The 26,752-nt window shown below is 37.8% G+C and carries 24 protein-coding genes, 1 tRNA gene and 1 pseudogene; 9 read left to right on the top strand and 17 right to left on the bottom strand.

Annotated features, from left to right (window positions below; genetic code table 11):
• Window positions 1-109: 109 nt before the first annotated feature.
• From mutS to NO346_RS09385, 4 genes are all read left to right on the top strand, one after another.
• Entirely contained in the window at window positions 110-2,782 is a 2,673-nt protein-coding gene (gene mutS, locus NO346_RS09370; RefSeq protein WP_256415010.1) for a DNA mismatch repair protein MutS, read from the top strand.
• A gap of 275 nt (window positions 2,783-3,057) precedes the next feature.
• Window positions 3,058-3,387: a ferredoxin FdxA gene (gene fdxA, locus NO346_RS09375; protein WP_004663008.1), complete on the top strand. Its 330-nt coding sequence runs from the start codon at window positions 3,058-3,060 to the stop codon at window positions 3,385-3,387.
• Window positions 3,388-3,523: 136 nt separating this feature from the next.
• Entirely contained in the window at window positions 3,524-4,237 is a 714-nt protein-coding gene (locus tag NO346_RS09380; protein ID WP_087543920.1) for a D-Ala-D-Ala carboxypeptidase family metallohydrolase, read from the top strand.
• 138 nt (window positions 4,238-4,375) lie between these two features.
• Window positions 4,376-5,044: an O-methyltransferase gene (locus NO346_RS09385; protein ID WP_005157533.1), complete on the top strand. Its 669-nt coding sequence runs from the start codon at window positions 4,376-4,378 to the stop codon at window positions 5,042-5,044.
• Window positions 5,045-5,163: 119 nt separating this feature from the next.
• Here the strand turns inward: NO346_RS09385 and NO346_RS09390 are convergent, their stop codons facing one another.
• From NO346_RS09390 to NO346_RS09430, 9 genes are all read right to left on the bottom strand, one after another.
• On the bottom strand, window positions 5,164-6,006 hold the full coding sequence (locus NO346_RS09390; RefSeq protein ID WP_256415011.1) for a universal stress protein: 843 nt from the start codon (window positions 6,004-6,006) through the stop codon (window positions 5,164-5,166).
• Window positions 6,007-6,121: 115 nt separating this feature from the next.
• Complete coding sequence (locus tag NO346_RS09395; protein WP_256415012.1) at window positions 6,122-6,739, bottom strand: DapH/DapD/GlmU-related protein; 618 nt, start codon at window positions 6,737-6,739, stop codon at window positions 6,122-6,124.
• Window positions 6,729-7,331, bottom strand: a complete 603-nt coding sequence (locus NO346_RS09400) for a YigZ family protein (RefSeq protein ID WP_256415013.1) — start codon at window positions 7,329-7,331, stop codon at window positions 6,729-6,731. The genes NO346_RS09395 and NO346_RS09400 overlap by 11 nt, the downstream gene beginning before the upstream one ends.
• Before the next feature lie 521 nt (window positions 7,332-7,852).
• On the bottom strand, window positions 7,853-8,599 hold the full coding sequence (lptB, locus tag NO346_RS09405) for an LPS export ABC transporter ATP-binding protein (protein WP_004663024.1): 747 nt from the start codon (window positions 8,597-8,599) through the stop codon (window positions 7,853-7,855).
• Window positions 8,599-9,147 (bottom strand): lipopolysaccharide transport periplasmic protein LptA, encoded by a 549-nt coding sequence (lptA, locus tag NO346_RS09410; protein ID WP_005157541.1) that lies wholly within the window; start codon window positions 9,145-9,147, stop codon window positions 8,599-8,601. The genes lptB and lptA overlap by 1 nt, the downstream gene beginning before the upstream one ends.
• Window positions 9,131-9,679 (bottom strand): LPS export ABC transporter periplasmic protein LptC, encoded by a 549-nt coding sequence (gene lptC / locus NO346_RS09415; RefSeq protein WP_256415014.1) that lies wholly within the window; start codon window positions 9,677-9,679, stop codon window positions 9,131-9,133. Before lptC ends, lptA begins: the two co-directional genes overlap by 17 nt.
• Window positions 9,680-9,718: 39 nt before the next feature.
• Window positions 9,719-10,258, bottom strand: coding sequence for an HAD family hydrolase (locus tag NO346_RS09420; protein ID WP_256415015.1), 540 nt, complete (start codon window positions 10,256-10,258; stop codon window positions 9,719-9,721).
• A 3-nt stretch (window positions 10,259-10,261) separates the two neighbouring features.
• Window positions 10,262-11,239, bottom strand: a complete 978-nt coding sequence (locus NO346_RS09425) for an SIS domain-containing protein (protein WP_256415016.1) — start codon at window positions 11,237-11,239, stop codon at window positions 10,262-10,264.
• 148 nt (window positions 11,240-11,387) lie between these two features.
• On the bottom strand, window positions 11,388-11,798 hold the full coding sequence (locus tag NO346_RS09430) for a hypothetical protein (protein WP_371924547.1): 411 nt from the start codon (window positions 11,796-11,798) through the stop codon (window positions 11,388-11,390).
• 156 nt (window positions 11,799-11,954) lie between these two features.
• Between NO346_RS09430 and cysS the strand changes: the two genes are divergently transcribed.
• From cysS to NO346_RS09445, 3 genes are all read left to right on the top strand, one after another.
• Window positions 11,955-13,376 carry a cysteine--tRNA ligase gene (cysS, locus tag NO346_RS09435; RefSeq protein ID WP_256415018.1) on the top strand — a complete coding sequence of 474 codons (1,422 nt, stop codon included), beginning with the start codon at window positions 11,955-11,957 and terminating at the stop codon, window positions 13,374-13,376.
• 62 nt (window positions 13,377-13,438) lie between these two features.
• Window positions 13,439-13,514, top strand: a tRNA-Gly gene (locus NO346_RS09440).
• 226 nt (window positions 13,515-13,740) lie between these two features.
• Window positions 13,741-14,214, top strand: coding sequence for a copper resistance protein NlpE (locus NO346_RS09445; RefSeq protein WP_256415019.1), 474 nt, complete (start codon window positions 13,741-13,743; stop codon window positions 14,212-14,214).
• A gap of 95 nt (window positions 14,215-14,309) precedes the next feature.
• Here NO346_RS09445 and NO346_RS09450 read toward each other — a convergent pair whose 3' ends face one another.
• A complete protein-coding gene (locus tag NO346_RS09450) occupies window positions 14,310-15,914 on the bottom strand; it encodes an isocitrate lyase (protein ID WP_087546758.1) in 1,605 nt (534 codons plus the stop codon).
• Between the two features lie 534 nt (window positions 15,915-16,448).
• On the opposite strand from NO346_RS09450, the gene NO346_RS09455 reads away from it, so the two are divergent.
• Window positions 16,449-17,438, top strand: coding sequence for a LysR family transcriptional regulator (locus NO346_RS09455; protein ID WP_004663040.1), 990 nt, complete (start codon window positions 16,449-16,451; stop codon window positions 17,436-17,438).
• Window positions 17,439-17,583: 145 nt separating this feature from the next.
• Window positions 17,584-18,912, top strand: a complete 1,329-nt coding sequence (locus NO346_RS09460; protein ID WP_005157561.1) for a hemolysin family protein — start codon at window positions 17,584-17,586, stop codon at window positions 18,910-18,912.
• 33 nt (window positions 18,913-18,945) lie between these two features.
• On the opposite strand, the gene NO346_RS09465 is transcribed toward NO346_RS09460, so the two are convergent.
• The 7 genes and pseudogenes from NO346_RS09465 to NO346_RS09495 form a co-directional block, all read right to left on the bottom strand.
• Window positions 18,946-19,209, bottom strand: coding sequence for a ribosomal protein L7/L12 (locus NO346_RS09465; protein ID WP_256415020.1), 264 nt, complete (start codon window positions 19,207-19,209; stop codon window positions 18,946-18,948).
• Between the two features lie 51 nt (window positions 19,210-19,260).
• Window positions 19,261-19,776 carry a hypothetical protein gene (locus NO346_RS09470; protein ID WP_256415021.1) on the bottom strand — a complete coding sequence of 172 codons (516 nt, stop codon included), beginning with the start codon at window positions 19,774-19,776 and terminating at the stop codon, window positions 19,261-19,263.
• 198 nt (window positions 19,777-19,974) lie between these two features.
• Window positions 19,975-21,588, bottom strand: a complete 1,614-nt coding sequence (gene cysN, locus NO346_RS09475) for a sulfate adenylyltransferase subunit CysN (RefSeq protein WP_256415022.1) — start codon at window positions 21,586-21,588, stop codon at window positions 19,975-19,977.
• An 83-nt stretch (window positions 21,589-21,671) separates the two neighbouring features.
• Complete coding sequence (cysD, locus tag NO346_RS09480) at window positions 21,672-22,580, bottom strand: sulfate adenylyltransferase subunit CysD (RefSeq protein ID WP_004663051.1); 909 nt, start codon at window positions 22,578-22,580, stop codon at window positions 21,672-21,674.
• A gap of 325 nt (window positions 22,581-22,905) precedes the next feature.
• Window positions 22,906-24,351 (bottom strand): capsule assembly Wzi family protein, encoded by a 1,446-nt coding sequence (locus NO346_RS09485; protein WP_256415023.1) that lies wholly within the window; start codon window positions 24,349-24,351, stop codon window positions 22,906-22,908.
• A gap of 147 nt (window positions 24,352-24,498) precedes the next feature.
• Window positions 24,499-26,025, bottom strand: a complete 1,527-nt coding sequence (lysS, locus tag NO346_RS09490; RefSeq protein ID WP_087543896.1) for a lysine--tRNA ligase — start codon at window positions 26,023-26,025, stop codon at window positions 24,499-24,501.
• Window positions 26,026-26,187: 162 nt separating this feature from the next.
• Window positions 26,188-26,623: pseudogene (locus NO346_RS09495) on the bottom strand (SRPBCC domain-containing protein).
• Window positions 26,624-26,752 lie beyond the last annotated feature (129 nt).

The raw sequence follows: 26,752 nt of genomic DNA on the forward strand, positions 1-26,752 counted from the left end.
CTAATGTTTTGGCTTAGGCTGTATTTGCTTAGATTTTCTCCTACACCTTCGGATATTCTGTTTATGTTAAACACTATTAAATACATTGAAAATAAAGGACTTAACAATAATGAATGATAATAATAGCATAGCAGACCTTTCAAACCACACACCTATGATGCAGCAATATCTCAAAGTCAAAACAGACTATCAACATGCATTGCTGTTCTATCGTATGGGTGACTTTTATGAACTATTCTTTGAAGATGCGCATTTAGCAGCCAAACTACTCGGCATTACGCTGACTCATCGCGGTAAAGCGAGTGGGCAACCGATTCCAATGGCTGGTGTGCCTTATCATTCAGCCGAAGGCTACCTTGCCCGCTTAGTTAAATCTGGTCGCACAGTTGCAATTTGTGAGCAAGTTGGTGAAGGCGAGAACGCAGGTTCTCGCGGTAAAGCACCTATGGAACGTAAAGTAGTTCGTATTCTAACACCAGGTACTTTGACTGATGATGCATTACTTAGCAGTTATCAGTCTTCAAATCTGGTTGCTTTATGTATTCAACAAAATCAAATTGGGTTTGCATTACTTGATTTGAGTGCGGGTATTTTTAAAGTTCAACAACAAAATTATAAGCCAGAACAATTGGCGATTGAGCTAGCTCGTTTAATGCCTAGCGAGATTCTCATTGATGAAGATCTGATCGATCAAAATATTATTGAACAAATTAAAAAGAATTTAGACTGCCCAATTACTAAACGTCCAAATGTTGATTTTAATTTAAATAATGCACAAAAAACTTTGTGTGACCAGTTCTCAGTTTCAACTTTATCAGGCTTTGGTCTAGATCCACTCCCTTTGGCAAAAGCCGCAGCCGCAGCATTAATTCATTATGCCAAAGAAACACAAAAAACGGCTTTACCACATATTCGTTCTATTCAAATTGAGCAAAGCACTGACTTTATTGCACTTGATCCAATTACACGGCGTAATTTAGAAATTATTGATCCGTTATTTGAACATGGCACATCTTTATTCCAACTGATTAATGACTGCCAAACCGCAATGGGTGGGCGTTTACTCAGTCGAACGCTTATGCAACCGATTCGTGATACTGCCATATTAGATGCTCGCTTAGATGCCTCAGAGCAATTATTAAAAGGCTACCATGAATCTCCTGTACGTTTAGTGCTCAAAGAAATTGGTGATATCGAACGTGTATTGAGTCGTGTTGCTTTGGGCAGTGCACGTCCACGCGATTTAGTTCAACTGCGTCAAGCATGTGCACAAATTCCATTTTTACGGCATGCTTTAGCGCCTGTGCTAAAAAACCAACAATCTCAATTATTAAATCAGTTGGATAATCAATTAGGTGATTTCAAAAGTCTACATCAACATTTAATGGCGGCAATTGTTGAAAATCCGCCAGTATTATTACGCGATGGTAATGTGATTGCTGAAGGTTATGATGATGAACTGGATGAATTACGTAAAATTCGCGATCATGCAGGGCAATTTTTAATTGATTTAGAAATTAAAGAACGCCAACGTACTGGAATCAATACACTTAAAATTGGTTATAATCGTGTCAGTGGTTACTATATTGAGTTGACACGCGTTCAGGCCGAGCAGGCACCTGCCGATTATATTCGCCGTCAAACCTTAAAAAATGCCGAGCGTTATATCACTCCAGAGCTCAAGAGCTTTGAAGATAAAGTCCTTTCAAGTGAATCACGCGCGCTTGCCCGTGAAAAGCTTTTGTTTGAATCCTTATTAGATGAGCTTCGCCAAAATATTGCTCAATTACAAATGATGAGCGCAGCAATTGCGCATATTGATGTACTGGCAAATTTTGCACATCAAGCCAGATTAAATAATTGGACAAGACCTGAATTTACGGCTGAAACCAGCATCAAAATTCAAGCTGGTCGCCATCCTGTGGTTGAAGCTTTAAATAAAGCACCATTTACACCGAATGATACGACTCTAGACCCACAACACCGTATGGCGATTATTACGGGTCCAAATATGGGCGGTAAATCGACATTTATGCGTCAGACTGCATTAATCAGTTTACTTGCTTACTGTGGTAGTTTCGTTCCCGCAAAATCGGCAAAACTGGGTTCAATTGATCGAATCTTTACCCGTATCGGTTCTGCGGATGATTTGTCGACAGGTAAATCTACTTTTATGGTGGAAATGACTGAAACCTCACAGATTTTACATCATGCTACAAGTCAATCTTTGGTTTTGATGGATGAAGTTGGTCGTGGTACGAGTACTTATGATGGCCTCTCTTTAGCTTGGGCATGTGTACTTGATTTGACGAAGCGTGTGAAATGTCTATGTCTGTTTGCAACACACTACTTTGAGTTAACCGAACTGGGTGGTGAAGTTGGTATTGATAATTATCATGTGACAGCACAAGAACTGAATGGTAATTTAATTTTATTGCACAAAGTACAACACGGTCCTGCAAGCCAAAGCCACGGCTTACAAGTTGCAAAACTGGCAGGTATTCCAGCAAGTGTAATTAAAGAAGCACAGAAACGTTTGAAAATTCTGGAAAAGCAACAGCATCAACATTTGCAAAATACAGTTCAAAATGATTTATTCAGTTCACTTGAGCATGAAATTGAAACTCAAGTTGTTGAGAAAATTGTTGAAGTGGAAGCTCAATCCCCTGCGCTTGAATTGTTAGATAAAATTGATGTGGATGATCTAACACCACGTCAAGCACTTGAACAGCTTTATCAGCTCAAAGCCTTATTCAAATCTAGCCAAGCACACGAAAATTAAGATTAAATCATCAGCTTTGGCCCTAGGTCAGAGCTGATTTCTCTAGTTGTAAGATCGGAATTATATTTGTGCGCTCATTTTGCATCATGTAATGCAAGGAGAAATTCGACAATTCATTAAGTTATTGAGACTTATTATCAATAAAAGTCATATAAATAAGCCCATTTCATTGATACGAATAATAAATATCAATAAAAGGAATTGTTTCTATCGGTATTTTTTGCCTAAAATACGCTATGCAAAATGAAAACCATATTTTTTAGGTAGCTGCCGCCATGACCTTTGTTGTCACCGAAAACTGTATTAAATGTAAATATCAAGACTGTGTTGAAGTTTGCCCTGTAGATTGCTTCTATGAAGGTCCAAACTTTCTTGTCATCAATCCAGATGAATGTATTGACTGTGCATTGTGTGAACCTGAATGTCCAGCAAATGCGATTTTCTCTGAAGATGAGCTACCTGAAGGTCAAGAAGCGTTTATTGAGCTGAATGCTGAACTCTCTGAAAAATGGGCAGGTAATAACATCACTCAAATTGGTGAACAACCTGCTGATCGTGAAGAATGGAATGGCAAGCCAAATAAATTGCAATATTTAGAAAAATAATCATAGAAAAGACCAGTATTAACTGGTCTTTTTTTATACTCGAATCACACATTTCTTTGCAATTGCACCATTATTTGTACGTTATTTTGCATTAAAATGATTCATCTATCACTTATAGATTGTGAACTGCTTGTTTATGATGCGAAATAAATTACAGGGTCTCTTATCATTTTGTATCATCCCTGTGATGATGGTCGGTTGTGTCAGTTCAGCCACTAAAGTGAATCAAAATCAAGATAAAAGAATTTACATTCCTCAAGAACAAGTTACTTTTACTCGCCCAATTCCAAATAAAGTTGAACCAAACTCTTATCGCCAATGGCTCAATCAAGGTGAAAATTACGCGCGCGTCCGCGAATACGAGCAGTTTTTAACACGCAACAATGTGGCGCATATTATTCCAAGTTTTGAATTACTGCGTACTGCACGGGACTGGCAAAAATGTGGTCGCTCAGAATATATGGTACCAAATCGTGAGCTATGGAATAATTCACTTTCAACCTTACGGGTCTTTAAATATTTAATCGCTGCTAAGATTTTAACTGATTTCGAAGTCACTTCTGTTTACCGCGATCTACCTTTAAATCAATGTGCAGGTGGTGCGGGTTCTTCTAAGCATTTGTTCAATTCAGCAATCGACTTCCGTATCGGGCCTGAGGTTCCACAACCGCAAGACTATGCATATATTGAACAGACCAAATTTAAACTATGCCAATTTTGGATCCAGCATGGGCAGAGTTTAAATCTTGGAATAGGCTTGTACAGCTCTGGTCAAATTCATATCGATACGCAAGGTTATCGAACTTGGGGGCCTGACCTCACCCGAAATAGTTCAATGTGTAACTTCTAATAAACGATAATTTAAATCCATAAGAGATCTAAACGGTCTCTTTTTTATTTCAATGATAGTGATTAATTCAGTAATCAAATTGCACTCTAAGCATAAATGTTTAAAATGCAGCTAACAGATTCATAGGTAAACTTGATTATGCAACAGATGTGGACCGACATTGATGACTATATCAATTCACATTTAATTCCCACAGACCCAAGACTTCAACATGCATTAGACAATACCGATACTCAGGGGTTTTCTAATCATTTGGCTGTTGCGCCTAATCAAGGCATGTTTTTGCAAATGTTGATTCAGATGAACCAATGCAAACGGGTACTAGAACTGGGAACGTTTGGTGCCTACAGTACTATTTGGCTTGCAAAAGCATTACCTGAAGATGGCTATCTACTCACGGTAGAAGGTCGAGATACTCACGTCATTATTGCTCAGGAAAATATCGATTTTGCCAAGATGCCAACCAATATCGAGCTCAAGAAAGGTCGTGGTGCAGATATTATGAAGCAACTCATTGCTGAAGGCAGTGAACCCTTTGATCTAATTTTTATTGATGCCGATAAACAAAGTTATCGTGAATACTTTGAATTAAGCTTAAAGCTTTCTCACTCAGGTACGATTATTGTACTTGATAACGTCATTCGTGCAGGTGCGATCTTAGATGAGAATAATAAGAAGCCGAGTATTGAAGGCATTCGTGAAGCATTCTCAGCATTAAAAGATCATCCTCAACTGCTCTCTTGCACTGCTCTACAAACAGTAGGATCTAAAGGGCATGATGGTTTTGCAATTGCAATCGTAAAATAGAGATCAAAAAACAATCTAAAAAAATTATTTATTCAATATCAATAGATTATATTTATCTACAATGCTTTTCCATATAGTTATCCACAGTAATTGCGGATAACTATATGGAAGAAAATGAATCACTTAGCTACGAGTAAGGGAACATTGGCATTTCGGAAGATCGTTGTAGTAATACTGCCTAAGAAAAATTGATGAATTTTACTATGGCTAAAAGCACCTAAAACAATGAGTTGAATATCATGTTCTCGTTGATATTCAAGAATATTTTGGGCAACATCCCCGTATCTATAAATGGGTATAACATCTAAACCCGCATCTTTTAAATATTTTTCTGGCTCTGCCAGCATTTCTGGATGATCACCGACATAAAGCAAATGACATTGTAACTTTTTCAATAAATCACTCTGTGCTATACGTTGCAGCATTTTTTGACAGGTTGGTGAATACTCATAAGCGAAAATAAAACGTTTCGGTGGTTCAAAATGCTCTCCCACTGTAATCACTGTACAGTTTGCACCACGAATAAAGTTTTCCACGTTACTGCCAATTGGCTTATTCTTCTCGGCCGCCCGTTCACCCACACGCCCGATAATGACAACATCATTCTCTTTTAAAATATTAAAGCTCTGTTCAAGAAAATCGCCTTTTTCCTGAATCTTGGTACTGGTTAAACCATATTGTTTTTCGATCAGCTCAGAAATATGTTTCAGCAAGTTATTACTGTAGTCGAGTGCGAGTTCACTTTGCTTTTGCTCAAGCTCGGCCAGCTCCTTGAGCAGCATGGCATTACTTTCAAAACCAATGACACCGCTGATTTCACCTAAATGATAGCTTGCTGGATAATAGTCCAGAATTTGCAACAGTACTAATTCTCTTTGCGTTTGCTTCGCCACCCATGCGGCTGCTTCAGCGACAGCCTCGATACAGGGTGAAGAATCAATACATGCAATGACACGGTTCATGTTCGCCTCTCTTTAGGTTTAACACCTTAGGTCTTGTACTTGTTTTTAACTTATCACAGATCAAAGTATGGTGGGTTAAATTTATGTATAGAATCTCATGAGCTTTTAATTGATTTTATTCAGTACGATAACGAATCAATCTAGCTGGATTACCTGCCACAATTGCAAAATCTTTTATATTTTTAGTAACCATACTATTCATCCCCACAACCGCATGATGTCCAATTTTCACGCCATCTTTTATTCCAACATGAGCCCCTAGCCATACATCTCGCCCAATCTCAATTCCTTTGGAGGTAACAGCTTGTTGGTATATGGGTCGGTCTAAATCCATGCCATGATCAAACGCATACAAATGACTATAAGCGGCTATTCGAACCTGATCATGCAGCTTAATGCCTGCACGTCCACCATCTAAAAGACAGTGGTGATTGATCGCGACTTCACTACCAATCTGCAACGGCCCATGCAAGGTACAATCTGCCGCAATAAAAGTATTATCTCCAATCGTGATCTTGCGCCCACGCTCAGCAAAAATATGTGCTAAAGGGGAAATAAAACAATTTTTGCCAATCTCTATTGTTTCCATTTCCATCAAATAAGCTTGATATTCAGCTTGCCATGCTTCGGCCCATTCTCGATGTTTAGGCTTAAGTGACCAGTACAACCAAGGCATATAATTCAAACGATGCTTATGTTGTTCTCGATACTTTAATAAAGGATCAGTTGTCATCTTCTTGTTCCTCTATCACCTTAAGCGATTCACGTCCACGTGTCACATCTTGGAGCTTATGCCTTAAAGGCTCAATTTGATGTACTTGTAATCGTGCTTCAATAAGAACACCTGTTTCAGTGTAACGTTCTTGATATTCAATCTGTTGTTGGATCAATTCATATTGGATAATTGCCCATTCATTAAATAAACAGGCAAATTGAATCTGTTTTTTCTCAATCAATTCAATTTTTTCAGCGAGTAATAAACACTGACCTGCACATCCACCATACGCTCTGACCAAACCACCTGTACCGAGCTTAACACCACCATACCAACGATTGACCAATACAATGATATTGGTTAAATCATTACCTTCAATGGTGGCAAGAATGGGGCGACCTGCGGTGCCAGAAGGTTCGCCATCGTCATTAAAGCGTACATGGTGTCCAATTTTCCATGCCCAGCATTGATGTGTAGTTGAAGTATCTTTGGTGTGTTCTAGAAAATTTTTAACTTGCTGCTCATTCTCAACAACTGCGGCAATCGCTTGGAAACGACTTTTTTTAATGTCTTCTTCAAAAGTAACTGTATTCGCGATAGTGAAAGGCATAAAACATAAATACAAACCAAAAAGAGAGTATAACTTTTCACAAGACAATAAAAAACCTCACTTTAAGCGAGGTTTTTTTAAAGTATGGTACTGTTCACGGAGTGTCTCAGCATGCGTAATCGGTACCGATAAAAGTACTATAGAAAATAGCCACTTAATATCTCCATATATTTTCCATGTTCTACTATTGACGACTATATATCTGTATTTATGCTCATATTCTTTTCATATTATTATCGTTTAAAAGCACAATCATTCTACTCACTTTTTCCAACAAAAAACTATGCTCTTTCAGCTAATTCGGACACACTTAAGTGTTTGTTTTTTTTGTAAAATAGTTTCGTAATAATGCGCAAACAACAGCATAAAATAAAAGTAAAAATTAATTAAAAATCAATCATCTAAAAATTAAAACCTTTTAGTTTTAAATGCATTAATCACGTATCTATTTATTATTCATAATAATTTTAGATAAAAAAAGAACCAATAAATGGTTCTCTCATCTCTTGATTGAATTTGATTCAAACAACAAAGTCATCACCTAGATACACTTTACGTACTTGCTCATTATCTAAAATTTCTTGCGGAGTTCCTTCTGCTATCACAGAACCCTCACTGACAATATAAGCTTTTTCACAAATTGCTAAGGTTTCTCTTACATTATGATCAGTGATTAAAACACCAATTCCTCGACTCTTTAATGTCTGGATAATATCTTTAATATCACCTACAGAAATTGGATCGACGCCTGCAAATGGTTCATCTAATAGCATAAATTTGGGATCAGCTGCCAACGCACGAGCAATTTCAGCACGACGACGTTCACCACCAGATACACTCATTCCTAACGAGTCTTTAATATGATTAATTTTAAAATCATTCAATAATTCAGTTAAACGTTGCTGTCTTTGCTGTTTATTTAGATCTTTACGCGTTTCCAAAATTGCCATGATATTTTCGGAAATTGTGAGCTTTCTAAAAATTGATGCTTCCTGTGGTAAGTATCCAATACCTTTACGTGCCCGCTCATGCATCGCTAGATCAGATAAATCTAAATTATCTAAATGGATTTCACCCTTATCCATCCGAACAAGTCCGACAACCATATAGAAACTTGTGGTTTTACCTGCACCATTTGGTCCAAGTAAACCGACAATTTGACCGCTTTGCATCGTAAATGAAACGTCTTTTACCACCCACCGTTTACTATAGTTTTTAGCTAGGTGTTTAATACATAAAGTTTGTGATTGCTGTACTGATTGATCCATTAATCACGCGCCCCTGGAGAACTTTTAGAACTTGATGGCGGAATAATAATTTGAACTCGATTTGATGAAGAACCTTGTGCCTCTACATCACCTTTATTCATACTATATTTCAGACTATTACCACGAATACTAGAACCATCTTGATACAGATAAGCCTTACCAGTCAAAGTAATAATTCCTGTATCGGCATTATAAACAATGGTCTGCGCTTCACCACGCGCTAAACCTTTTTTAGCATCTATTTGCTGCTGAAATTTTGCCAACTGACCTTTAGCTGTAATCGTTTGTATTTCTTTTTTGCTATTCAATGTCGCAATAATAGAATCAGCCTGAAGCTTCATCGTGCCTTGCTCGATCACTACGTTACCCGTATAGGTTGTTACACCCGTTTTATCATTATAGGTTGCACGATCAGCAACCAATGATAACTGTTGGCTACGGTCTGATGGCAAAGCAAAACTTGAAGCCGAAGAAAATACTACAGCGGCAATACAAGTGACCTGTTTTAGGAAAGTGAAACGAAATTTAGAATTAAAAGCTTGGCGCATACTTTCCTCGAATTTTGTAGAATTCATATTGACCATTATTCAAATTTGCCTTTAGACCTTGACTAACAAACTCAGAACTTGGCGTTTGTACAGTGACTGAGTGTTTTGTCTCTAATTCTCTGGTTTTTGGATATCCTGTGAGTTCATTAGTATGAAACTCCATTTTCCCCTGATCAGACAATTTAGTTGCAACGACATTGCCTTGTAATATGATCTTTGTATTATCGTCATAGGCTTGTGCTTGTTTTGCATAAAACGTTGCATCAGCCTTACCCTGCTTGTACATCACGGCATTTAATTGATCAAGTTGGGATGTTTTCTGCTGCATATTTTGCTGCAACTGTTTCACCTCAGCCCGAATGTATAAATTACCCTGCTCATCAGTCTGTGTTAAGTGAACACCCTGCGCTGAATAAGTCATATTTTTCGCTGAATCAACATCCAACTTTTTTGCTTTGCCGCTGTAATAATAATAGCCACCACTTAAAGCAGCAATCAAAACAGCGACAACATATAAAACCTTGGTATCCATAAACAGAGTTACCTGACCTTTGGGTAATTCACGCTACTATTAATGTGGTACAGCTAAATATTTTGCAAGTAGCTCTTGGTAAACGCCTTTTGAACATAAGAGCATATCGCATACTTCTCGAACTGCGCCACGTCCACCCATCGCTTGAGTGACTAAACTTGCACGACGACGAACTTCCTCATGACCATTGGGAACAGTAATACTCATGCCAGCAATCGCAAATGCAGATAAATCAGGCCAGTCATCGCCCATATATAAACAATCTTCAGGTAAAATATTTAACTGAGCACAAGCTTCACGTAATGCCACACCCTTATCTTCTCGCCCTTGAAAAATAAGATCAACACCTAAATCTGTCATTCTTTTTTCAACAATATTGCTCTTACGTCCAGTGATAATAATCACTTTCATTCCTGCTTGTTGAACCAATTTCATACCTAACCCATCACGAATATCAAATGATTTAAGTTCATCACCTGAGTTTGTTAGGGTTACAAAGCCATCGCTTAAGATTCCATCCACATCAAGCACTAATGCTTGTAAATGACGTGCTTGTTCTTGTAAAGCATAAGATGCCATGGCTTAATTTACTCCTGCCTGAATAAGGTCATGCATACTAATCACACCAATCACTTTATTGGCATGATCAACAACTACAAATTGATTAATCTTTCTCTCATGCATTTTTTCCAATGCTTCCACCGCACGGGCTTCTTGAGAAATAGTGAGTGGATTTTTGGTCATAACTTCAGCAACTGGGAGATTTACATCAAAACCTTGCTGCTGATCAATCATTCGGCGTAAATCACCATCAGTAAAAATACCTAATAAAATATCGTTCTCATCAACAACCGTGGTAAGACCCAAACGTTTATCTGAGATTTCATAGAGCACCTTATTCATCGGTGTATCAGGTTTAACTTTGGGTAATTCAGTCCCTGTATGCATCAAATGTTTTACATGCAAAAGTAAGCGTTTACCTAATGCTCCCGCAGGATGGGAACGAGCAAAATCATCTGCGGTAAAACCACGCGCTTCCAACAATGCGACGGCTAATGCATCGCCTAAAACAAGTGTTGCAGTCGTACTAGATGTTGGTGCTAAACCTAGAGGACAAGCCTCATCTGCCTCACCTAATGTCAGTGCAACATCCGCATTCTGTGGCATTGGTCCTTTATCATCACGACTGATAGTAATTAATGGTACACCTAGATGTTTGATTAACGGCATGAGCATCATGATTTCATCACTTTTGCCTGAATTTGAAATCGCGATTAATACATCACCTCGAACCAACATACCCAAATCACCATGCCCCGCTTCACCTGGGTGCATAAAAAATGATGGTGTCCCAGTTGATGCAAGTGTGGCTGCCATTTTTCGACCGATATGACCTGATTTGCCCATACCCGTCACAACAACACGCCCTTTACACTGCAAAAGAATTTCACAGGCACGATCAAAACTTTCATTAATTTGTGTTGCAAGAACTTCTAAGGCTTGTTGCTCAATTCGCAGGGTCTCTAATGCGCTTTTTTGAAAATTTATGGCTTGTGACATATGAGTTTGACCCCAGAATAATACGCTATCCACCTGAAGGCAGATGATTTTAATCAAAAGAATGATACTGATTCTAGCATAATTGAAAAATATGCACGTTTCTAAATGTAGTAGTTTTCATCAAAAATGAAGAGAGATTGAACTTATGTTAATTGCTAGAATCTACTAAGTAATAAAGTATATACCCTGAATAGACTAAACGACCTGCTTGCACTTCATCTTCAAAACATTGCTTTAAAGCAGCTTCGCTAGAAAATCCATATTCAAATAATCTTGAACCAGCAAAATCAAGCAATCTCCATAAATCAAAACCATTGATCTGCCCCTGTTCTCCAAAATCAAAATCTACGGCACATCTAGGTAATTTAACCTTACAGCCAAAACCATGTTTAAAATATGGAATACCTTCTATCAATTTATCAAATTGAGGGATATCCATACATGCCCATTCAATATTTGTAATAGGTTGCTTTATACCAGATCCTTGCATAAGAGCTAGAACCTCACATACTGCACTTTGATAAGCAAGAATGAGACATCTGAGATTGCTATTCATCATGAACTCAAGAGTAAAAAATCATAATATGCGATATTGCTAAAAAATAGGCATTTATAAAGGCAATCACTCCTCCATTTTTTTCACCTGATAACTTTATGAAATACAATGCATACGTTATGATGAATCACGATTTTTGTAGAGTGTTTGAAAACCCTTATGCAACCTTTTGTTCTATATAATTCTGAGCAACGTAAAAAAGTTGAATTTGTCCCACGTCAAGAAGGTCAAATCGACATGTATATCTGTGGTATGACTGTTTATGATTACTGTCATATTGGGCACGCTCGAGTTATGGTTGCATTTGATTACATCATCCGCTTCTTACGCAGCCAAGGCTGGAAAGTTCGCTATATTCGTAACATCACGGATATTGATGACAAAATTATTGCGCGTGCCAATGAAAATGGCGAAAGCATCCAACAACTCACGGCTCGTTTTATTGATGCAATGAATGAAGATGCAGCTAATTTAGGCTGTGCAGCACCAGACGAGGCACCAAAAGCAACTGAATATATTGATCAAATGCAAAATATGATCAATACACTGGTTGATAAAGGCGCTGCCTACCCCGCTGCCAATGGTGATGTCTATTTTGAAGTGACTAAATTTGACAAATATGGTCGCTTATCAGGTCGTAAATTGGACGACATGCAAGCAGGAGCATCAGAACGTGTCGATGTCGAAGTAGACAAGAAACACCCATTCGACTTTGTACTTTGGAAACATGCCAAAGAAAATGAACCTGCATGGGCTTCACCATGGGGCAATGGTCGCCCAGGTTGGCATATCGAATGCTCTGCAATGTCGACTTGCTGCTTAGGCAATCATTTCGATATTCATGGTGGTGGTTCAGATCTCATGTTCCCTCACCATGAAAATGAAATCGCACAAAGTGAAGCATCAACAGGTGAACAATATGTCAATTATTGGATGCATGTTGGTTTTATCAATGTTGATGGCGAGAAAATGTCTAAATCTTTAGGCAACTTCTTTACCATTCGCGATGTCATGGAAAAATTCCATCCCGAAGTGATTCGTTACTTTATTGTCTCATCTCATTATCGTAGCCCTGTCAATTTCTCTGATGTTGCATTAAAAGAAGCAAAGACCACACTAAGTCGTTTTTATCATTCATTTAAAGCTTATCAGCAAGTTTATGGTCAAAAAACAGTTGCAACTTTAGCGCAAGATCTTGTTGAACGCTTCAACAGTGCAATGCGTGATGATTTTAATACTGCGGAAGCAATCGCAGTACTATTTGAAATCAATAAAGAATTAAATCGTGCGGTTAAAGAAGAACAGGCTGAACAAGCAACTGTTCTTTATTCAACGCTACGTTATCTGACGAACATTCTTGGTCTAGTGCAATATGATGTTGAAGATTTTTTAAAGTCTGATATTGGTCAAGAAGCGCTTAATCTCTCTGATGTAGAAATTGAAGATTTTATTCAACAACGTGTTGATGCCAAAAAAGCTAAAGATTTTGCAAAAGCCGATAGCATTCGTCAGTCTTTACTCGATCAAGGTGTCGTTTTAGAAGATACTCGCCAAGGCACAATTTGGCGACGTGCTGATTAATTCAACACTCAGTAACATAGAGAGTTGACAGTTGGATGAAACTCTCTATAATGCGTCCTATTGCGGGAATAGCTCAGTTGGTAGAGCATAACCTTGCCAAGGTTGGGGTCGCGAGTTCGAGTCTCGTTTCCCGCTCCAAAATTTAAAAAGCCTTTATCTAACGATAAAGGCTTTTTTATATTTAAAATTTACTGTTTTCTAAAATTTTAATACTTTGCAATAAGTAGGTTAAATAATAAATTTAAATTCTGCCATTTATAGATTTACCAAAGGTTAAATAACCCTTACATACTGTCACTACCCTTTCTTCTTAAAATCCCATAGTTTAAATAACAATATTTTTCAAAAAAGAGTTTAACACCAAATGAAAAAGTCAATTATTGCAATTTCTCTAGCTTCTCTTGTATTAGCCGCTTGTAGTAAAACTGAAAATAAAAAAGTTGAAGAGCAAACACCAGCTACAACTGAAGCTGTATCAGAAGCAACTGTAGCTGATACTGCACATACTACTGAAAATGCATTAGATTGGAATGGCACATATAAAGGCATACTCCCTTGTGCAGATTGTGAAGGTATTAAAACCGAACTAGAACTTAATTCAGATAAAACTTATGAGATTAAAGAAACGTATCTTGGTAAGGGTGATGGCAAACCATTTGAAAGCAAGGGTAGTTTCCAATTCGATAACAAAAATTCATCTATTATTGAATTAGATAAAGCTGGTGATAGCCGTAAATATTTTGTTGCTGAGGGTTATTTAAAAGCATTAGATATGGATGGTAAAGAAATTACGGGTGATTTGGCTGATAAATATCAACTCAAAAAAGAAGCTGAATAATCTTTTTAAATTTTAAATGCTCGCTGTTGCGAGCATTTTTTATGATTAAAATAAAAAACCCTGCTTAAGCAGGGTTTTTTTGAATCAATCGAGGCTTAGTGAGCAGCGAATTGGTTCATTGTGTTTTTAGCATCGTCGTGCGCTTTAAGAGCGTTGTCACCAGAGAAGATTTCTTTGTGATCATCACCGATGTCAGAACCAGCCATTGCTTGGTGTTTAACACAAGCGATACCACCGCGGATTTCTTTACGTTGTACGCCAGCAACATAAGCCAACATACCTTCAGAACCGAAGTAACCTTGAGCAAGCTCATGAGTAGAAAGAGCAGCAGTGTGGTAAGTCGGAAGAGTGATCAAGTGATGGAATACACCCGCTTCACGAGAAGCATCTGCTTGGAATGTACGTACTTTCTCATCAGCATCAGCAGCTAATTCAGTTGCATCGTACTCAGCGCTCATTAATTTAGCACGGTCGTAAGCAGAAACGTCTTTACCTTCAGCAACCCAACGGTCGTAAGCTTGTTGACGGAAGTTTAATGTCCAGTTGAAAGATGGAGAGTTGTTATAAACAAGCTTAGCATTTGGAACTGTTTCACGTACACGGTTAACCATGTGAGCGATTTCTTCAACGTTTGGAGTCGCAGTTTCGATCCAAAGAAGGTCAGCACCGTTCTGTAAGCTAGTTACACAGTCAAGTACAACGCGGTCAATTTGAGTGCCTTCACGGAACTGGTATAGACCAGAAGCAAGACGTTTAGGACGGTGAAGTTTACCATCACGCTTGATCAGGATTTCGTCTTCTTGAGCTTCTGAAATGTCGATTTCAGTTGTGTCTAAGTAGCTGATGTATTGAGAAGCGATGTCGCCTGGCTCTTTAACCACTGGGATTTTTTGAGTCAAGTCAGCGCCTTCAGAGTCAGTACGTGCAACGATGATACCGTCGTCAAGACCCATTTCTAAGAATGCATAACGTAATGCATGGATTTTAGCGATGAAGTCTTCGTGCGGAACAGTTACTTTACCAGCTTGGTGACCACATTGTTTCGCATCAGATACTTGGTTTTCGATTTGAAGCGCACAAGCACCAGCTTCGATCATTTTCTTAGCAAGTAAGTAAGTCGCTTCTTCGTTACCGAAACCAGCGTCAATGTCAGCAATAATTGGCACAACGTGAGTTTGGAAGCCATCGATTTGAGCAGTGATTTCAGCAGCTTTAGCAGTGTCACCAGCTTCTTGAGCTTTTTTAAGAGCACGGAATAAATCGTTTAATTCTTTCGCGTCAGCTTGACGTAAGAAAGTATAGATTTCTTCGATTAATGCAGGAACAGAAGTTTTTTCGTGCATAGATTGGTCAGGAAGTGGACCAAATTCTGAACGAAGTGCAGCAACCATCCAACCAGAAAGGTAGATATAGCGACGTTCAGTAGTACCGAAGTATTTTTTGTTCGCAATCATTTTTTGTTGAGCGATGAAACCGTGCCAGCAACCTAATGATTGAGTATATTTGCTAGAGTCAGCATCATAAGCAGCCATATCACGACGCATAATCGCAGCTGTATATTTAGCAATATCTAAACCAGTTTTAAAACGGTTTTGCATTTGCATACGAGCAGCATCTTCTGGGCTAATATCGCGCCAAGTGTCGCCGAATTTTGCTTTTAATTCGCGGATTGCATCAATCGCTGTTAAATATGTAGACATGATATATTCCTTTAGAGGGATTGGCATCGAATGATCGCAAAAAACCATGCTTTTATAGTCTAGATTTTAAGCACTTCATCAACATATTGCACAGCTTAGTCTGTGCAAACAGATTAATCCAATATTCTTGGTTAATTTTCAGTATTTATTTATGAAATATACAGATAAAACGATATAGAATATTCAAAAAAATAAACCAAGACTTTGATATATAAATATTTTTAAAAATAAAATTCATCATAAATTATTCATTAAACAATCTAACTCGTATTATTTCTATACATTTAAAACAACTATCCAATACCAAAACATATGAATGAATAAAGCCAATAAATGCAGAAATGGCCATCGTGTTTTATATATTGAATATCATTTCCTCATGATAATGAATCTGTTATAAGCTTATTCAAATTTAATAAGACCAAACCATTCAACTATTTGCTATACCTTTTATCTCGTTTTAAGTTACACAAACGGCTTTAGTTATGTCATAATTCATCACAATTCAAAAATTTTATTTTCGGTATTTTTTTTATGAATCTGGAGCGGGTTGATCTCAATTTATTAATTTATCTTGATGTACTTCTTCGTGAAAAAAATGTCACACGTGCTGCAGAACAACTGGGTGTCACTCAACCCGCAATGAGTAATATTTTACGTCGCTTACGTAATTTATTTAACGACCCTCTACTCATTCGTTCTTCTGAAGGCATGACACCAACTGAGCGTGCACTCGAATTACAACCACGTATTCGTGATGCATTATCAGATTTGTCGATGATTCTCGAACCACGTACCGAATTTAGACCTTATACCAGTACGCGCGTTTTTCGCATAATGACTTCCGATTATGCTGAAGCAACGCTTGTACCGCGTCTTGTAAAAGCACTTCGCTCTGAAGCGCCAAATGTTGTACTGGACTTCTTAACTCCAAGTGATGTCTCTTATCGAGATATGGAGCAAGGCAAAGTTGATCTAGCCATTAACCGCTTCAATGAAATCCCGCAAAGCTTCCATCAAGTTTTGGTATGGCGCGATAGTTTTAGCTGTATTTTAAATGATAAACACCCTGCTGTAACCCATCTCAACCTTAAAAGCTATTTAGATGCTCAACATATTTGGGTTTCTAAAACAGGTATGGGTGTTGGCTTTGGCGTAAATCCAGACAAACAAGCAGGACTCGGTTGGATTGACCAAGCTTTGGAACGAATTGGTCAGCGTCGTAAAATTTCCGTGTTTACTCGCCACTATCAAATGCCTGCACTTTTAGCACAAAATGTTGATCTGATTGCAACATTACCAACACGTATGGCACGTTTGCAAGCACAAAATCCTCGTCTTCTTATTAAAGACCCACCATTTTACATTCCAGAATTTGAGCTTAAAATGGCTTGGTGTCCATTGCTACACCATCATCCTGCACATCGTTGGTTAAGACAACTTATTCTCTTTGTTGCACGCCAAATGATTGAAGAAGAAAATCGTGAGTTTCTTTTAAATAATTCACAATTTTCACAATACTAAAATATTGCTTTGTAACAATATGATTTCCTCTACGGATATGCTTGTTTCATAAGCAAAATTGTTATACTGAGGTAATACCCAATTACCTCTCTTCTTTTTTTATGTTACAACATATTCATAATAAACGATGAACCACAGGTGATGTGTGAGTCTCTTCCAAAATATTATTGTCATTATTCTGCTCATAACTGCGGCAGGTTTTCTCTCGCTCACTGAAATTGCACTTGCTGGCGCACGAAAAGTTAAATTAAAAATTTTGGCTGAATCTGGTGAAATTCGAGCACAAAAAGTTTTAGATTTACAGGAACAATCTGCGGACTTTTTTGCAGCCTCACAAATCGGTTTAAATGCTGTTGCTATCTTAGGCGGTATTTTAGGTGAAGCAGCTTTTCGTCCATTTTTTGTAGAAATGCTTAAACAGTTTTATGTAGGCCCTTGGCTAGAAACGATTGGTTTTGCTTTATCTTTCACTTTGGTAACTTCCCTTTTTATTTTGTTCGCGGATCTAATGCCAAAACGTTTGGCAATGATCGCCCCAGAAAAAATTTCTATTCGCGTTATTGAGCCGATTCAAGTTTTTATCAAGATTTGTAAGCCTTTAGCTTGGGGAATCAATGCAATTGCAAACTTATTGTTCCGGTTATTTAAAGTAAATACCATTCGTGATGACAATATTACGTTTGATGATATTTCTGCGGTTATGGATGCAGGAGCTCAAGCTGGTGTATTACAAAAACAAGAACACCACTTCATTGAAAATGTTTTTGAACTCGAAGAACGCACAGTACCATCAAGTATGACCACACGTGAAAATGTGGTTTATTTCACTTTAAAAGAAAATGAGAACAGTATTCGCCAAAAATTAGCCGAATATCCCTACTCCAAGTTTTTAGTTTGTAATGAACAAATTGACCAAGTCATTGGTTATGTTGATACCAAAGATATTTTGGTCCGTATCTTAAACAATCAATCCCTCCTTCAGCTGAATGAATCAACAATCCGTACTGTTCTTATTATTCCAGACACATTAACACTTTCAGAATTACTAGATCGCTTCCGTTCAACCAAAGAAAAATTTGCGGTCGTTATTAATGAATACGCCTTGGTGGTTGGTGTGATTACACTCAGCGACATCATGATTACTGTGATGGGTGATTGGGTCACACCAATGGAAGAAGATCAACAAATTATTAAGCGTGATAATCACTCATGGCTGATTGATGGTAGCACCCCAATTGAAGATGTGAAACATGTATTGGAAATTGAAGAATTTCCTGAAAATGAAAATTATGAAACGATTGCTGGTTTCATTATGTATCGTTTACGCAAAATTCCACGTCCAGCTGATGCAGTAGAATATGCGGGTTTTAAGTTTGAGGTAGTTGATATTGACCATTATAAAATCGATCAATTACTGGTCACTCAAATTATTCCCAGCTTAGAAAATGAACCACCTTCAACAACAACTGAATAACTCATAAAAATTAAGCCCTTAAAAGGGCTTAATTTATCTGGTCAAAAACCAAACCAAAATCACCAATATGATGAAAATCAAAATAAAGATTTGGATTCCGCCATGACTGCGTTGGGCTAACTGTTTCTGAATTAGCGCTTGTTCTTGTGGATGCTCTTTTAAATATCGTTCGACCAAATCTTTGGATTCTTTCAACCCAAGACCTGTTTTCTCACGAGTAATTTTGATTGCATCTATCAACTGACCTGCTCTTAAAGCGTCTAGAGCCTCATGTGGCATCTCTATATTCAAACTCATAAATTTAACATCCTTGTTATTTATAATAATTTATTTGATTTCGTAGAAAATTTAATTTCCACCATATAGTGAAATTAATTGATCTAATGTAGCTTGATAATGAATGGCAATATCTTCCGCCAAAATTTTATAAGCATTATCAAACTGAACCATTGGCCATCCTTCTTTCCAAAATGGAAAGATGTTATGCAGATCATGAGTCACTATGGAATCTTCACGCACAATTGCTTGAGCAACCTGAGACAGAACTTGAGCTGTTTCAGCTCCATCAATCGCAAGATAATCAATACCTCGCACTTTTAAAATACGAATACGATCTTTTTTATAACGAATTTTTTTAGCTTGTGCAGAATTTAAACCTAATGCAAGTGTTACTGCTTCTACAAATTTATCTTCAAAACTGGTGTTTAGTGCAACCAAGGCTTGCTTGTGTGCTTCTTGACGCCCAGCCTTCCCCCCATTACGGATGATTTCGTTCGCTTCTGCATCAAGCTTATCTTTTTTCATAGACTGTAAAATGTCTAAAATTTCGATATCGCTTAAATATTCAGGAGTTTGCTCAGTCATGGGAGTCCTTAGACAATAATTCAAAGAGCTATTGTCTCATAAAAGACCTTTCAAAACAGAATAAAAAAATATCAGCCCGATATATTTATCACTATTTTAAATTAAATCGAAGAATCAAAAACCTTCAAAGATATAAATTTAGAATTTATAAAATAAAAAAGCCTGCATGAGCAGGCTTTTAGAAGTCAGTCCAAGCTATTAAAGACGAACTAACTCCACGATTTTTTCAGCTGCTTCTTCAACTGTTTCAGCATTAATATCGGTATCTGTACCATCAACAGTTGTCGTGATCACCACTACACCTGTTTCTCGCAATAAAACAGTTTGCTCAGTCGTTAAACCAACTTTTGCAATCGCAACCACACCTTGTTGAATCAACAAACTTTCCAAAGCCTGAGCCTGTTCAATCAACTGAGCAGAAACACCAATCACTGCAGGTTTCTGACCTAAACGAGCCGCACGATCTTCCGCAGTCACAGGATTGCTATGCGTTGTCCATTCAACTGCAGCTTCAATCATCCCCGCACCAACAGTAACGTTGCTTAAGCGGTCAATAAAGATCAATGAACCCGTATAACGGCTGTCTTGATATTGGTCAAATACCACTGGAGCATCAAACTCAATTACAAGATCTGCAATTGCATTTAACTCAAGCTCTTCAACTTGAGTATGTTCAAGTGTATTTACGTTGACACGGTAATTGATCGCACTGACTTTTGCAGGAACAGTTTGCGTACCGATTTTAAGGTTATATAGTTTACCTTTCACTAGTGGATGTTCATTCATCCATACAACAGATGCACGAACACTACGCGAAATAAGCGGTTGTTCACCTGCACGAACTAAAACATTACCACGTGAAATATCAATTTCATCATTTAACGTTAAAGTAACCGCTTGACCTGCAATTGCTTGTTCAAGGTTTCCATCAAAAGTGACAATTTCTTTCACCGTTGATTTTTTACCTGATGGCAATGCAACAATCTCATCACCGACATTGATTTCACCCAGCGCAATCGTACCTGCAAAACCACGGAAATCAAGATTTGGACGATTCACATACTGAACGGGGAAACGGAATTCTTTTTTGTTTGAATCACGCTTGATTTCCACTGATTCAAGAATGCTCATCAAGGTTTGACCCTTGTACCAAGGCGTACTTGCAGATGGATTAACAACGTTGTCGCCATTCAATGCTGAAATCGGAACGAATAAAATATTCTCTGGACGACGCTCACCAAGCTGGCTTAAGAATGCATCATATTCAACTTGAATTTCGTTGAAACGAGATTCTGAGAACTCAACCAAGTCCATTTTATTGATCGCAACAACGATATTTTTAATACCAAGTAAACTTGCAATAAAAGTATGACGGCGAGTTTGCGTTTGCACACCATAACGCGCATCAATCAGGATAATCGCAAGATCAGCCGTTGATGCACCTGTTGCCATGTTACGCGTATATTGCTCATGTCCTGGCGTATCAGCAATGATGAACTTACGCTTTTCTGTAGAGAAATAACGATAAGCTACATCAATCGTAATCCCCTGTTCACGTTCAGCTTGTAAACCATCAACCAGTAAAGCAAGGTCAGGAGCATCTCCTGTTGTGCCTACTTTTTTACTATCACGCGTTACTGCTTGTAGTTGATCTTCATAGATCAACTTTGAATCATAAAGTAAACGACCAATTAGCGTTGACTTACCATCATCGACGTTACCGCAAGTCAAGAAGCGCAAAAGGTCTTTATTTTCGTGCTGTTTTAAATATGCCAAAATATCTTGGCTAATAAGATCTGATTGATGAGACATTGCTCAAAACTCCACAAAATTTGAAATCTAATTTTGTAATTTCCCTAAATCCCTCTTTTAACAGAGGGACTTGCTTAAGGAAATTAGAAATAACCTTCCTGCTTTTTCTTTTCCATTGAGCCAGCTTCATCATGGTCAATCATACGACCCTGACGCTCTGAACTGGTAGCCAAAAGCATTTCTTGGATAATTTCAGGCAATGTATCCGCCTCAGACTCAACTGCACCTGTTAATGGGTAACAACCAAGTGTACGGAAACGTACCGATTTCATTTGAGGAACTTCACCTTCCTTTAAACGCATACGCTCGTCATCGACCATGATTAACGTACCGCTACGCTCTACAACTGGGCGTACGGCCGAGAAGTAAAGAGGAACAAGTTGAATATTTTCTAAGTAAATATATTGCCAAATATCTAACTCAGTCCAGTTAGATAAAGGGAAAACACGAATACTCTCACCTTTGTTCACTTTACCATTGTAAAGATTCCAAAGTTCTGGACGTTGGTTTTTTGGATCCCAACGATGCTTCGTATCACGGAATGAATAAACACGTTCTTTCGCACGTGATTTTTCTTCATCACGACGTGCACCACCAAACGCAGCATCAAACTGATATTTATCTAATGCTTGTTTTAAACCCTGAGTTTTCATGATGTCGGTATATTTTGAACTACCATGATCAAACGGGTTAATGCCTGCATCACGACCTTCTTTGTTCTGATGTACGATCAAATCAAAGCCATGAGTTTTTGCCATGTTGTCACGGAATGTGATCATGTCTTTAAACTTCCAGCCTGTATCTACATGCAGGAGTGGAAAAGGAAGCTTAGCAGGATAAAATGCTTTCAAGGCAAGATGTAACATGACTGCTGAATCTTTACCAATTGAATAAAGCATCACTGGATTTTCAAATTCAGCTGCAACTTCACGAATAATATGAATACTTTCTGCCTCAAGTTGCTTGAGGTGAGTTAATCTATTTTCAGTCATGTACATATCCCCCCTTATCAATGTTACCCATAAAATCTATAAGTGGTATTAAACCACCACTTGGAAGACCGTGTGGAGGAACGAGTATCATAACAACTCCAATTTTTCGTGATATCGATATTCTTACTAGTGGACAAATGAGCAATCTAGTAAAGTTTATCCATTATAATAATTTAGAACGGCTTCTTTAGCTTGTTTTTTCATATCAATATGCAAAATTGTGATATGCATAGCTCAGAAAGAGAAGAAGGACTGTTAAAAATAACATGAAATTAAATTAAACAAAAAAGAAGCCGAATTCGGCTTCTTATGTATTTAGTTAAGACTAGAAACGGAACATATTTTTTTCCAATGGAATCTCAACGCCAACAGAAATACCACCATCATTACCATTGAGATCAGAGTCACTCACCCAACCATTAATTTTCAATGGAATCGTTGGCTTTAAATAATGTGTCCATGTTAAATCTAAACCTTTTAAGGTGTCTTGTTTTGGGAAAGCCTCATTAATTAACAAGTTAGATTCATTCACTTTGGCATAAAGTACACGCCCACTTAGACGATTCATCACATCAAAACGAATATCGCCACCAACAGAATATGTTTGCCCATCACCACCAATTGCATGTCCTAATGGGAAACCGTGCTGGTAATAGCCGTCTTTATAAATAGTATGGGCATAAGAAATACGTCTTACCTCGCCATTGGTACGCGTGTCAGCCCATTCTGCATATAATTGATATGGCATATCTTTATAAATTGAAGAAAAATCTGCACCACCGAGGTACATATATTTTGCAGGTAATCCACCAGCTTCATCTTCACCAATAAACTGACCATACAAACTGACTGGAACGTTCAATAAAGGTTGTAAAATTAACCGACCATCAAATCCTGCAATCTGATTAGAAGGATCTTCTTTACCAGTATCGCCATTGTCTTTTGTTCCTGTAATGGCATCCCAAAGTGAGCTTAAACTTTCAGGTCGACTATCACCTCCCCATTGAATGGCACGTGAAGCACCAATTTCTAATGCTGGAAATGGACGAGCTGTTAAACGTAAACCAATTAATTTAGCATCAGGTACAGCTTTGTAATCATCTAACTGGCCTGCAAAAGCCTGATATTGCCAAGGTCCAATCCATGATAACCATTTTGATTCAAATGCATTTTGATTTGCTCTTTGAACAGTCACCCCATAAACAGGACGACTAGCATCACCACGAATCAAACTTCCATCATGTCCAGGACCCCAATAAGTAGGGATTTGGCCAGCAATTAACCATTGATTCCAAAGCTTTCCTGCAATATATGAACCTTCAACATTGGCATCATGACCATTATCAATTAAAGGATCTTTTTCCGCATTAACACGTAGTTTTGCATCCCAGCTTTCCCCACCCGCATTAAATTCAACAGCTGCTTGATATTGTGATTTTTGATTCTCACCAAATGTTTGAGGAATAGTTTTTAAATCAGTAGCCGCATGCAAACCAACTTTTACGGTTTCATTATTGGCTTGAAGTGCACTCTTTACAGAATTGATGACTTTTTGCTGTGTATTATTTGCCACTTTTGCTTGCGACAAAGCTCGTTGAATTTCATCACCACTCAACGGCCAAGTTGAAGTACTGATTTGTATAACACCTTGCTGATTTAACCAATTTAAGTCAGTGCGTAAGTTTGCATCATTCAATACAAGCCCTTGTGCGAAAGTAGCAGCTGAAATAGCCGAAAATAATGCGATATAAAGCGATTTTTTTACAAACATACCTTAACTGTTCTCAAATTTATTCATTAGCACATCATCGTTTTTTTATGCTTTTTTTTCAATCATCAAACCAAACAATTACATTTCTTAACCAACAAAATAAAAAGCCACTTTTAAAGTGGCCTTTTATTAATAATAAGTGAGTAATTAATCTTTACGGCGCATGTGTGGGAATAACAATACATCACGAATACTTGGTGCATTGGCAAATAGCATAACCAAACGATCAATACCAATTCCTTCACCTGCTGTAGGTGGCAAACCATATTCTAATGCTTCAATGAAGTCTGCATCATAATGCATCGCTTCATCATCACCAGCATCTTTTTCTTCAACCTGTGCTTGGAAACGTTCCGCTTGATCGATCGGATCGTTTAACTCAGAGAAACCATTGGCTAACTCACGACCACCAATAAAGAACTCAAAACGATCGGTAATGTGTGGATTATCATCATTACGACGAGCGAGTGGTGAGGTTTCAGCTGGATACTCTGTAATGAATGTTGGTTGACGAAGTTTAGTTTCAACAGTTTCTTCAAACACGATTGTTTGTAATTTGCCTAAACCGAAACCAGGCTTCACTTTTTCTTTCAACACATCTTGAGTAAATTTAGCCAAGAACTCACGATCATTTACATTTTCTGGCGTAAAGTCTGGATTGTGCTCAAGAATGGCGTCAAACATTGATATTTTCTTGAATGGACCTTTGAAGCTATACACCTCATCACCATAAGGCACATCGGTAGAACCTAAAATGTCGACTGCCAATTTCTCAAGCATGTTTTCAGTCAATGCCATCAAGTCTTTATAATCAGCGTAGGCTTGATAAAACTCGATCATGGTAAATTCAGGGTTATGACGTGTTGACACCCCTTCATTACGGAAGTTACGGTTAATTTCAAACACACGCTCAAAACCACCCACTACAAGGCGCTTTAAATAGAGCTCTGGCGCGATACGCAAATAGAGTTCCATATCCAATGCATTATGATGTGTTACGAATGGTTTTGCAGATGCACCACCCGGGATCACATGCATCATTGGTGTTTCAACTTCCATGAAACGTTCATTGGTTAAGAACGCACGAATACCTGCAACCACTTTGGCACGAATTTCAAAAGTCTTACGTGTTTCTTCGTTGACGATCAAATCTAAATAACGCTTGCGATATTTCGCTTCTGTGTCCGTTAAACCGTGGAATTTATCTGGAAGCGGACGAAGTGATTTGGTTAATAATTCAAATCCTTCAAGGTGTACATATAAGTCACCTTTGCCAGAACGTCCGATATAACCTTCAGCGGCAATAATATCGCCAAGATCTAAGCTTTTAATCGTTTCTAAAACGTCTGCTGGCAAACCTTTACGATCTACATAAAGTTGGATACGACCTGTCATATCTTGGATCACAATAAATGACCCACGGTTCAACATGACACGACCCGCGACTTTTACATAAACTTTTTCAGCACCTTCGATTTGTGCTTTATCTTGATCTTTAAATTGTTCCTGTAAGTCACCTGTATAGTGCTCACGTTTAAAGGTATTCGGCCAAGGACTTTTACCGCTTTGTTTAGCAGTCTCTTGGATTTGCTTTAACTTGGCATGACGCTGTGCGATTAAATCGTTTTCGGAAAGTGTTTGTTCAGAAGTCGATTGAGCGTTTTGTTGCGTCATCTCTGCCTCGATTTAAGTAAAATTGAAGTGGCATAGAATAGCAGATCAAAGCCCATTTTCGCACCATTTCAGTCACACAATCGTGAAAAAAGCAAAGATTTATCAATTTCAAAGCGAAAATAATACTTTTATCTTGCAATAAATATGTACTTAAAATGATTTCTATTGCTCAGCGAGTTGTTTAATCAAAGCTAACCCTTTTTCAAATCCTTGATTCATCATTTCAATATATTCGGGTTGAATATCCACTTCTACATAGAGTTGAGTAACGTCATCAGAATCAAATAACATGTACTTTTCTAATGCACCTGCCCAAGATTTTACATCGTCACTTTCAGTATCTTCCTCTCCATCTTGAATCATCCCGATATGTTTAAAAATAATCACATTCGGCTCATCTAAACGTTCGATTGTTGAAATCATGCCACCCCCTTATCATCATAGAAATAGGTTTTACCGCCTACTTTTTAGTCTGATCGTATGGTCGAGTTGCAAGAAAAAATTGGGTCCAAGCTTGGTAACTTTCTTTTTGCCATAATATTTCCCACACTTTTTGCTTCGAAGCCTTAATTTCAATATCGTAAGATAAAGTCTGCATTTTAGTTTTCTCCATAATTTTGGTGTTATTTTTGATCTTTTAATTTTAAATGGGGCGAATTCAAACATGAGGTGCGACAGTTTGAAAAGTCTTATGATAATCAACAAGCTGAGCAAATTTCTCTAATGG

It is taken from the genome of Acinetobacter sp. 5862, from assembly GCF_024494585.1.
GTDB lineage: Bacteria > Pseudomonadota > Gammaproteobacteria > Pseudomonadales > Moraxellaceae > Acinetobacter.